Genomic DNA, 9,495 nt, shown 5'->3' with positions numbered 1-9,495 from the left:
CGGACAGTCGTGTGGATTTCGCGGACAGCCGCGGCCGCGAACCAGCCGCGACCGGCGGCGAGCTGACGACAGCTGCCATGCTCTACCTCACACCGTGTCGGCGGGCCGGTCGGAGGCGACGTCGGCGGCGGAGCCGGCGTCGAGGGTCGTGCCGGTGCTCGCCCGACCGTAGTCCCGACCGGCCCGGACCGCTCTACCAGGTTCCCGCTACGCCGGGTTCTCGTTCAGGATCTCGTCCAGGCCGAGCGCGCGCAGGACGTTCCCCGCTGCCGACACGACCCGGGCACTTCCGACGATCGGTGCGATGGCGGTGGTCACACCCTGCGCGTCGGCGGCGGTGAGGCCTGCCTCCTTGGCAGCGGCGAGATTCATCAGGTAGGAGACGGGCGCCGAGTCCAGGGCGATAAGCGCCGCCAAGCGCACGAGATGGTAGGTGCGCTCGTCCAGGCCTGACCGCTCGAGTGTGTTCAAGTGCATCTGCACGATCTCTTCGAAAACCGGCGCATCGCCCTGCGCGATCGCGCCGAGCGTCCGCTCAGGAGCCTGTGTCGCCATTGTTCTCTCCTTTGTTCTGACCGATTGCATCTCAACGATATTTTCCTATGATTGGTTGCCCGGGACCGGCAAGCCGCAAACATGCAACGCCGACAGATCAAGGCGACGAAGCCGAATTTCGACATTTTTCCAGAATTTCGCGGCGCCACATCCCCGGCTCGCCTGCAGACAGATTTCTGCTTCACTCCTCTCCGGGAAGGGCGCGGCGCGGGACCGTGATGGCGGCCTCGCAGGCAAAAGCGGGAGGAACTGCGCCATGGTCGAAAATGCTGGCCGCGACGTCGACGGCCCCGCGCGTTCGGACGGCGGGCGCCCCCTGTCCGTCGGGGAGCGTGCGGAGTACGAGCGGCTGCGCAGCGCGGCAACGGTGCGGCACGACCGGCTACGGACCGCCGGGGCGTCCGTCCTGCTCCTGGTAGCCGCTCTGCTGGCGCCACTCGGCGTGGTTGCCGCCTGGGCAGACACGACGGTCTCCGACACTGACCGGTACGTGGAGACCGTCGCCCCGCTTGCCACCGATCCCGCGGTGCAGAACATGGTGATCGACCGTCTGACCAACCGGGTCGTCAGTAACGTCAACGCCGATCAGGTCGCCGCGTCGCTCGCCGACGCCGTCGCAAAAACCGGTGCTCCCCCCATTGTCGTGGACCACACCGACGCGCTGGCCGGCGCGCTCAAGGCCGCTCTGACCAGCGCGGTTCATCAGGTGGTTCAGGGGGTGGTCACCAGTGACCAGTTCCCCCAGGTATGGGAAAATGCGAACCGCCGGGCACACGCCGCAGTGGTGAAGGTCCTCACCGGTGAGGGAGGTCGCGCGGTCCAGGCGAAGGACGACACGATCGTGTTGGACATCGGCCCGATCGTCGACAGTGTGCAGAATCGGCTGGTCGACGCCGGCTTCGAGAAGGCCGGCAGGATTCCCGACGTCGACCGGCAGATCGTGCTGCTGCAGACCGACAAACTGACCAGGGCTCGGGATGTCATGCGTCTGCTCGGCATCCTCGGTCTCTGGCTGCCGGTTGCCGTTGTGGCACTCGCCGCGCTGGGCGTGTGGCTGGCGCCCTCGCACCGCGCCGGGCTCATGGCCGCGGGCATCGGGATCGGCGTGATGATGGTCGTGCTGCTGGTGGGGCTGGCTGTCACACGCCAGATCTATCTGGACTCCGTCCCGCCCGACGCCCAGCCTCGGGATGCGGCAGCAGCCATCTACGACACTCTCGTCCGTTTCCTGCGGAACAGCGCGCTCACCGGGCTGACCATAGCCGTCATCATCGTGGTCGCCGGATATCTCTACGGGCCGGGACGCGGCGCACGCGCCATCCGCTCCGGTGCCGCCCACGCCACCGGCGCCACCGGTCGGGCCATAGCCCGCGTGGGTCTGCGCACCGGCGGCCCGGGACGCTTGTTGGACAGGCACCGCCGCCTCACCAGCGGGATCGTCATCGGGGCAGGGGCTCTGGCCCTGGCGTTGTGGAACTCTCCGACCCCGTCATCGGTCGCCCTCGTCCTGCTGATAGTCGTCGTCGCCCTGGCCGCGCTGAGTGTCGTTGCCGCCGCCGCCACACCGAGCCCCGACGGCAGGCCCTCCGATGGCGCCGCGGCGCCGCCGGCCGCTCCGATCGGGCAGACGAAGCCCTGAGAACGATGACCGGGTCGGCTGTCAACCCACGCCGAGGCCGCATGGGCGGGGCTCATGCCGGCGACCGGCCGCCCGCGATGCGGATCAGCGCGGGGAACATCTCCCAGACACCCGGCCGCACGGTCGGGACCCCGGGCGCGTGCAGCGGAATCCGAACGCGCACAGCCGCCGGAAGCGAGCGCAGCTCCAGCGGTGGCGGCAGGCACAGCGCCTCCCCGTCCACGCCGACGCTGACCGGTCGCGCGGAGTCGACCCGCATCGTGGGGCTGGTCCACTGGTGGAAACCACGGAACCGGCTGATGGCACCCACGGACTCGAGCGCGACGAGTACGGGTAGGTCGCGGGCGCGATCGACGCGCAATGCCACCATGCCAAGCCGGCCGCCGTCGAGCCGGGGCCGGGTGCCGAAACCACCAAGGCTGTGCAGTTGGTAGGCGTTGTTGGACACGAGCAGAACGTCCGCGGTCGATCCGGCGCGACCGTCCGGGCCGGTGAAGCGAAGATCCGGCGGAGCGCGGTCCAGGCCCAGAAGGTCAGGCAGCCTCGCGGCCGCCGTTCCCACCTTGGCGTCACGGTAGCTGTCGGACTGCACGATCTCGGCGTAGACGCCCAACGAGACGTTGTTGACGAACACGCGGTCACCGAGCTGACCGAGGTCAACGCGCTGCTCGACAGCCAGGTCGAACGCGTCGAGCGCCCCCGCGACATCCTTCCGATCGAGGCCGAGGTCAAGGGCGAAGTGGTTACGAGTACCGGCTGGGACACAGACGAAGGCCATCCCGCGCCGCCGCGCCACGTCGGCGACGACCGCCTGCGAACCATCGCCACCCGCCATGCCCACCACGTCGGCTCCGCGGTCGGCGACGTCCTCGGCGAGGGAGCGCAGATCAGCGCCTGGCGTGAGGGTCACGACCGCGATCCCGCGCCGGGCGGCCTCCTGGGCGAGATTGTGGCGGTCGGCGGCGCCGCCCCCGGAGCGCGGGTTCACCAGCAGGACACCGCGGCGGGCGGCTCCAACCATGATCCCTTTCGGCCGGTGCCACCCGAAGGCTCCGCGCGCCGCGGTTCCCGACGTGACGAGCAGGCACACGGTGACCAGCACGGTGGTCAGGCCGACCACCCCCGCGAAGACGATCAGGCCGCCGAGCGCGAAGGCCGCCACGACAGCCGCGCTCAGGCGGCGCAGCCCCCGTCCGACCAGCGCCGTCCAGCCCGCTACCAACGCGATCGTCACAGCGGCGACCGAAACCGGCAGGGCAATCGGCCGGTCGATCAGCCGGGCGACAATGACCGCGACCGCCGCGGTGAAGCTCACCAACGCCACTGAAGCCGCCGCCCGCCGGGATCGGGACACCGGTGCTCCCGCACGCCGCCCCGACCGGCGAACCATCCCGGAACGCACGATTTCCCATCCTTCCGCGCTTCATGACAGCACCGCCGCGATCAGGTCCTCCTGACGGCGCGCACCACCCAGCTCTCGGTGTTCACCAGGAAGAAAGCCACCCCGTCCTCAACCACCCAACCAGTTCCCGGCCACGGAGAAGATCGGCGAGAGCATAAAAGGAAACACCGGCCCACAGAAAGACGGAAAGCATGTCCCGGAAGGCGCCGAACATCGACTGGTCACAAGCCCGGAAGTAACCTGCCATCCCGTTTCCCACCAACCTCTCGCGGCTTTATCTCCATCATCCCAGCCGAAACTATCGTGGGCAACTCGATCAGGAGCGGATGTCTGCTGCCAGCCGGGCGGTCCAGCCCGCTCACGCGAGACGGCGACACTCCGGCCGCGTCGACGGACCGGAAGGACTTGTCGTCGGGTTTCTGTGGCAGACCAGTCATACTGACCCTGCGTGGAGATGTTCCAGCCATCTCATACCGCGGACGGGGAGAGGTTTCCGGGATGCGACCAATGGCGGGAACTGCCGCGGAGTGGGCGGCGACTCAGGTCGCGGGGGTGCGCGATCACCCCCGGGGGCGGATGGCGCTTCTGTCACGCACCTATCACGGACCGGTCGGGCGCGCGCCGCGACACCTGCCTTTCCGGAGAGCGGCGATGTCGTTCATGTACTGGCAGATCGAGCGGGGGGTGCTCAATCCTCCGGACGCAGACCCTCCAGGGAGCCGGTGGTGGCGGGAGGTCAATGACCGGCTGCTGCGCGACGGTTGTGAGGCCATGGCGCGCTCGGGTGGCCTGCGGGGGGAGCAGTCCTCGCCGGCGATCGACCTGTGGTCGGCGTTCATCAGTGCACCGACCTCCTGGAGCTGGTACCGCGCCCACAACGCGAGCATCGTCTCCGCCTACCTGGACAACCGTGATCTCGCCGAGTTGGAGTCAACGACCGAGCGCTTCTTTCTCAACGTCGTCCTGCTCCGTGTTCTGTATGCGCACGCGCTGGTCGCGGCGCCGCGGCTGTCGCTGGGCCGGCTCGCTGTCCTGGGCCGGGCCCTTGGGGATCCGCGGCTCGGGATGGCGGGAATATTCCTCTCGCTCGGCCGGGTCCTTCCCGACCGCTACCCACCCGACGCGGATCTGCAGGTTTACCTCGCGGATGAGCATGGTCTCGGGCGGATACTCGACTACGGCGTGATCCAGCCGCGGCTTCAGCAGTTGTACGAGTGGTCCGCACTGGAACTCGGTCTTCCCGGGCTACGCGGCCTCATACGGGACGGCAACCCGACCTACGCGTGGTCCTACGAAGAACGACACGTCTGGGCATCCGGCCACGCGTCGCTGCCGGTGCGCGTTCTGCGACGGGCGACGTCGCCACGGTGAACGAGGGCCCCGGCGCGCAGCGACGATTCCGCCGCCGGGGTCACCACGGGTTCGATCCCGGTCCCGTGGTGACCCGGCCGCGCGCACCTGTGGGTTCAGGGTTCTGCGAGCATATGAACGCGCCTCCGGACGGCATGCCTCACCCGCGAGCCGAGTCGATGCTCGCAGCGTTGTGAGCACGCTCGTGCCGCCGTGGATGATGCACCGTTCAATGCTGAGCTCGGTCTGGCGCCCCTACTGGTCCCTTGACTGGGGAGGAGGTTTCGCCGCGGGTGCCGAGTACGGCGGTGATGGCTTCACCGCAGAGGGTCCGCACCAGCTCCAGGTCGGCGGTGCCGGGTTGGGTGAGCGAGAGCGCGGCGACACCGCGGGCCATTCCCGTGATCATGGTGGCGCCGGCGTCGGCGTCGATGTCGTCCCGGATCGATCCGTCCCGCTGGCCGGCGCGGATCGTGTCGGCGAGCTGCTCGTGCGTCTGCCGGTCCGCCTCGAGGACGGTCGGTAGCGGTGACTCCGCGGGAAAGGTCGCACCCCACAGGACGACGACGGCGCGCTCCTCCGGGGAATCCGCTGTGGTGAAGACCTGGAGGTAGGTCTCGATGGTCGCCCGCAGCACCTCGAGGCTGGAGAGCTCGTCGATGCGTTGGTGCGCCTGCCTGAGCGCCTCCCTGGTCGCCTCCAGCGTCCGTTCGTGCGCCCGCTCGGCGAGCCGGGTGATCAGGACGTCCTTCGACCCGAAGTGATAGGCGGGCATCGCACGGCTGATCCCGGCGCGGGCGCCGATGCTGCGCAGTGACGCGCGCTCGAGCCCACGCTCCGCGATCAGCTCGGCGGCGGCCCGCAGCACCGCCTCCTCGGAGGCCGCGCGCCGCTCCGCCTGGGTCCGCCTCGCCCCGTTGGCCGCCGTCACGGTCCGTCACTTTATGAATCTGTCAGTCGACTGTCAAGTATTGACTTGCCTGTCGGCTGACAGATAACTATGAAGCTCACTTCGTTGCGAGGAGACGTTGACGTGCCACGTGCGATCGTGTTCAAGGGTGACGAGACCTGGGAGCTTCGAGAGGTCCCGAAGCCGGCGTTAAGGCCGGGATGCGCGGTGCTGCGGGTCGAGGCGGTCGGCATCTGTCACAGCGATGTCGACCAGTTCAGGGGGCACGCGCCGGTGCCGTCGGGTGGGGTGTTCCCCGCCGTTCCCGGTCACGAGATCGTCGGTCGGATCGACGAGATCACACCGGAGGCGCAGGCGCAGTTCGGCGTCCGGGAAGGCGACCGGGTCGGGGTCCGTTCAGTGGTGCGTGGACCAACCGGGAGCAGGGTTTACGGGTTCGACTTTCCTCTTGATGAGGGATCCGGACTCTTCGGCGGCTATGCCGACTACATGGAGCTCGTGCCCGGCTCGGAGGTCCACCGGCTTCGCGACGACCTGCCGGCGACCGAGTTGACGGTCTACGAGTGCCTGACCAACGCGATCACCTGGATCCGGTCCGTGCAGCCCGGCCAGACTCTGGTGGTGGAGGGCCCTGGCCACATGGGGCTGGCCGCGATCGTCGGCGCCCGCGCGGCCGGCGCCGGAACGATCATCGTGACCGGGCTGGCCGGCGACCGGCTCCGACTCGACACCGCGCTCAAGGTCGGCGCGGATCACGCCATCGATGTGGAGAACGAGGACGTGGTCGCCCGCGTCGCCGAGATCACCGGTGGAGCGATGGCGGACGTCGTCCTCGACGCCGCGTCAGGCAACCCGGTGACGCTGAAGACCGCCATGCGGATCGCCCGGACCGGCGCCACGATCGTCGCGGCCGGGATGAAGGACCGGCTTCTCGACGGATTCGACGTCAGTCAGATCCCGCTGCGTCACCTGACCATCGCGCCCGGCGGCGGCCTCGACCTGGCCGGCGCCTGCACAATGATCAACGAGGGGAAGGTGCCCACCGGCGTGCTCCACGGCGCGTCGTTCCCGCTGGAACAGTTCGAAGACGCGCTGGCGCTGGCCGATCGACGCGTGCCCGGCCAGGACGCGGTACGCGTTTCCCTCCAGGTGGCCTGAGCGACAGCCACGCACGTCCCTGTCGAGATATCCCGCGACCCGCGCCGCCCCCGCGACGCCGTCGGCTCCGGCACGGCAGAGCCCTGCCACCACAGAAAGAAGGCGAAACCGATGGAAAGCTTGGGTATCGAGTTTCTCAGCGTCTTCGGAATGCCACCGGTGGACTTCGTCTCCCTGGCCGCCGACCTCGGCTGCCGGCACATTTCCACCGGCCTGGAATCCAATCCGTACAGCTCACTGGGCTACCCTCCCTTCTCGTTACGCGAGGACGCCCCGCTGCGACGGAACATGATCGCGGCGATGCGTGACCGCGACATCTCCATCTCGCTCGGCGAGGGTATGAACGTCCGCGCGGGCTCCGATGTCCGCGACCGGGTTCCCGATCTTGAGCTTATGGCGGAGCTGGGTGTCCGACGAGTCAACACCGTCTCCCTCGATCCCGATCCGGACCGCAGCGTGCAGCAGTTCGGACTTCTCGCCGAGCTGGCGGCGTCGTTCGGTATGGAGACGACCATCGAGCCGGGCCCGGGCCTGACAATCGGAGATCTACCGACGGCGCTCCACGCCATCCGCCAGGTCGGGCGGCCGGACTTCCGTCTCCTCATCGACACGATGCACATCATCCGGTCCGGTTCCACTCCCGACGACATCGCGGCACTGGACTCCGACATCGTCGGCTACATCCAGCTCAGCGACGCGCCGCTGGTTCCCGCCACCTCCGACTACATGACGGAGGCGATGTTCGAGCGGATGGTGCCGGGCACGGGTGAGCTGCCGTTGCTCGACCTGCTCACGGCGCTGCCCCGCGACCGGGTGATCGGACTCGAGGTACCGGTTCGCTCACAGGCAGAAGCCGGCGTCAGCCCCCATGACCGGCTCGCCCGGTGCGTCGAGGCGACTCGCGGCCTCCTGGCCCGGCTGTAGTTCGTTCTGGCCGCCAACCAGCCCCGGCTGAACCTCACCAGCCGCTACCGCGCACGGTGTGGGATCCGTTGCGACGTCGCCCCCGCACGCGAACGCCCAGGCAATCCGCGGTTCCTAGGGTCATCACGGTAACCGGACTACGCAGCCGACCGGAGGAACGATGACCACGACGTTGGATCCGATTCCGACTGCCACCACCGCACCGTCGACTGGTGGACTGATCCGGGGGCGATGGCTGGAGGACTGGCGTCCCGAGGACGAGCGGTTCTGGGACGGAGGAGGCCGGGCGGTCGCCAGGCGCAACCTGCTCGTGTCGGTGTTCTCCGAGCACATCGGGTTCTCGATCTGGTCACTGTGGTCGGTGTTCGTGCTGTTCCTCGGCCCGAATTACGGGATCTCCGCTGACCCGAAGCAGGCCGCCGCCGAGAAGTTCATGTTGACGATAGTGCCGACCGCGATCGGTTCCGCTGTGCGGCTGCCGTACACGTTCGCCGTCGCGAAGTTCGGCGGACGCAACTGGACGGTCATCTCGGCAGCGCTTCTGCTCGTCCCACTGATCGCCACCGGGATCGCGTTGAAGCCCGGGACGAGCTACGCGACGCTGCTGATCCTGGCCGCACTGGCCGGCGTCGGGGGCGGGAACTTCGCCTCGTCCATGACCAACATCAACTCCTTCTTTCCGCAACGGCTCAAGGGCGCGGCGCTCGGGCTCAACGCCGGCGGGGGCAACATCGGGGTCGCGACTGTCCAGTTGATCGGATTGCTCGTCATCGCGACCGCGGGGAAGGATCATCCGCGGGTCCTGGTCGCGATCTACCTGCCGTTGGTGGTGATCGCGATCGCGGCGGCCGCGCTGCTACAGGACAACATCACCAACGTGCGGAACGAGAAGCGGGCGATGCGCGACGCCTGTGCCGACGTGCACACCTGGCTGATCTCGCTGCTCTACATCGGGACGTTCGGCTCGTTCATCGGCTTCGGCTTCGCGTTCGGGCAGGTGCTGTCCAACGAGTTCGGCTCCCATTTCCTCTCCACGGCAACGGGCAGGGTCGACCCGGTGAAGGTCATGTATCTGACGTTCCTCGGGCCGCTGACCGGCTCGCTCGTCCGCCCGGTCGGCGGCTGGCTGGCCGACCGCCTCGGCGGTGCGCGGACGACGCTGTGGAACTTCGCCGCGATGGCGGCGGCCGGCATCGTCGTGCTCGTCGCCTCGGAACAGGGCTCGCTGCCGCTGTTCCTCGTCGGGTTCATGGCGCTGTTCGTCTTCAGCGGGATCGGCAACGGCTCGGTCTACAAGATGATCCCGGCGGTGTTCCGGCTACGCATGGGCGGAGACCAGGAGGCGCGGCGCATCGCGAACGCCGTGATCGGCATTGCCGGCGCGATCGGCGCCTTCGGCGGTGTGCTCGTCAACATCGCGTTCCGCCAGTCGTTCCTGAGCAGCGGCAACGGCGACGCGGCCTACGTCGGCTTCATCGCCTTCTACGCACTCTGCCTCGCGGTCACCTGGGCCGTCTATGTCCGTCCGTCCGAGAATCGCGCCGCCGGCATCTGAGA

Annotated in this window: 8 protein-coding genes; 5 read left to right on the top strand and 3 right to left on the bottom strand. The window is 68.5% G+C overall.

Features of this window, described 5'->3' with window-relative positions:
* Positions 1-207 precede the first annotated feature (207 nt).
* Entirely contained in the window at positions 208-555 is a 348-nt protein-coding gene (locus FMEAI12_RS21510) for a carboxymuconolactone decarboxylase family protein (RefSeq protein ID WP_071064698.1), read from the bottom strand.
* A 256-nt stretch (positions 556-811) separates the two neighbouring features.
* On the opposite strand from FMEAI12_RS21510, the gene FMEAI12_RS21505 reads away from it, so the two are divergent.
* Complete coding sequence (locus FMEAI12_RS21505) at positions 812-2,194, top strand: hypothetical protein (protein ID WP_112107614.1); 1,383 nt, start codon at positions 812-814, stop codon at positions 2,192-2,194.
* 52 nt (positions 2,195-2,246) lie between these two features.
* Here FMEAI12_RS21505 and FMEAI12_RS21500 read toward each other — a convergent pair whose 3' ends face one another.
* Complete coding sequence (locus FMEAI12_RS21500; RefSeq protein WP_235014278.1) at positions 2,247-3,518, bottom strand: diacylglycerol kinase family protein; 1,272 nt, start codon at positions 3,516-3,518, stop codon at positions 2,247-2,249.
* 576 nt (positions 3,519-4,094) lie between these two features.
* Here FMEAI12_RS21500 and FMEAI12_RS21495 point away from each other — a divergent pair.
* Positions 4,095-4,967 carry a hypothetical protein gene (locus FMEAI12_RS21495; RefSeq protein WP_112107612.1) on the top strand — a complete coding sequence of 291 codons (873 nt, stop codon included), beginning with the start codon at positions 4,095-4,097 and terminating at the stop codon, positions 4,965-4,967.
* A gap of 208 nt (positions 4,968-5,175) precedes the next feature.
* Here FMEAI12_RS21495 and FMEAI12_RS21490 read toward each other — a convergent pair whose 3' ends face one another.
* Entirely contained in the window at positions 5,176-5,877 is a 702-nt protein-coding gene (locus FMEAI12_RS21490; protein WP_112107611.1) for a TetR/AcrR family transcriptional regulator, read from the bottom strand.
* A gap of 102 nt (positions 5,878-5,979) precedes the next feature.
* Between FMEAI12_RS21490 and FMEAI12_RS21485 the strand changes: the two genes are divergently transcribed.
* The 3 genes from FMEAI12_RS21485 to FMEAI12_RS21475 all read left to right on the top strand — a co-directional run bounded on the left by FMEAI12_RS21485 (position 5,980) and on the right by FMEAI12_RS21475 (position 9,493).
* Positions 5,980-7,014 (top strand): zinc-binding dehydrogenase, encoded by a 1,035-nt coding sequence (locus tag FMEAI12_RS21485; protein ID WP_112107610.1) that lies wholly within the window; start codon positions 5,980-5,982, stop codon positions 7,012-7,014.
* Positions 7,015-7,125: 111 nt separating this feature from the next.
* Positions 7,126-7,938, top strand: a complete 813-nt coding sequence (locus tag FMEAI12_RS21480) for a sugar phosphate isomerase/epimerase (protein ID WP_112107609.1) — start codon at positions 7,126-7,128, stop codon at positions 7,936-7,938.
* Positions 7,939-8,098: 160 nt separating this feature from the next.
* Positions 8,099-9,493, top strand: coding sequence for a NarK/NasA family nitrate transporter (locus FMEAI12_RS21475; RefSeq protein WP_112107608.1), 1,395 nt, complete (start codon positions 8,099-8,101; stop codon positions 9,491-9,493).
* Positions 9,494-9,495: the final 2 nt, after the last annotated feature.

The organism is Parafrankia sp. Ea1.12 (assembly GCF_900465275.1).
In the GTDB taxonomy this organism is placed as follows: Bacteria; Actinomycetota; Actinomycetes; order Frankiales; family Frankiaceae; genus Parafrankia; species Parafrankia soli.
Note: the sequence above shows the minus strand (reverse complement) of the source record. Positions and strands in the feature narration are given on the sequence as shown.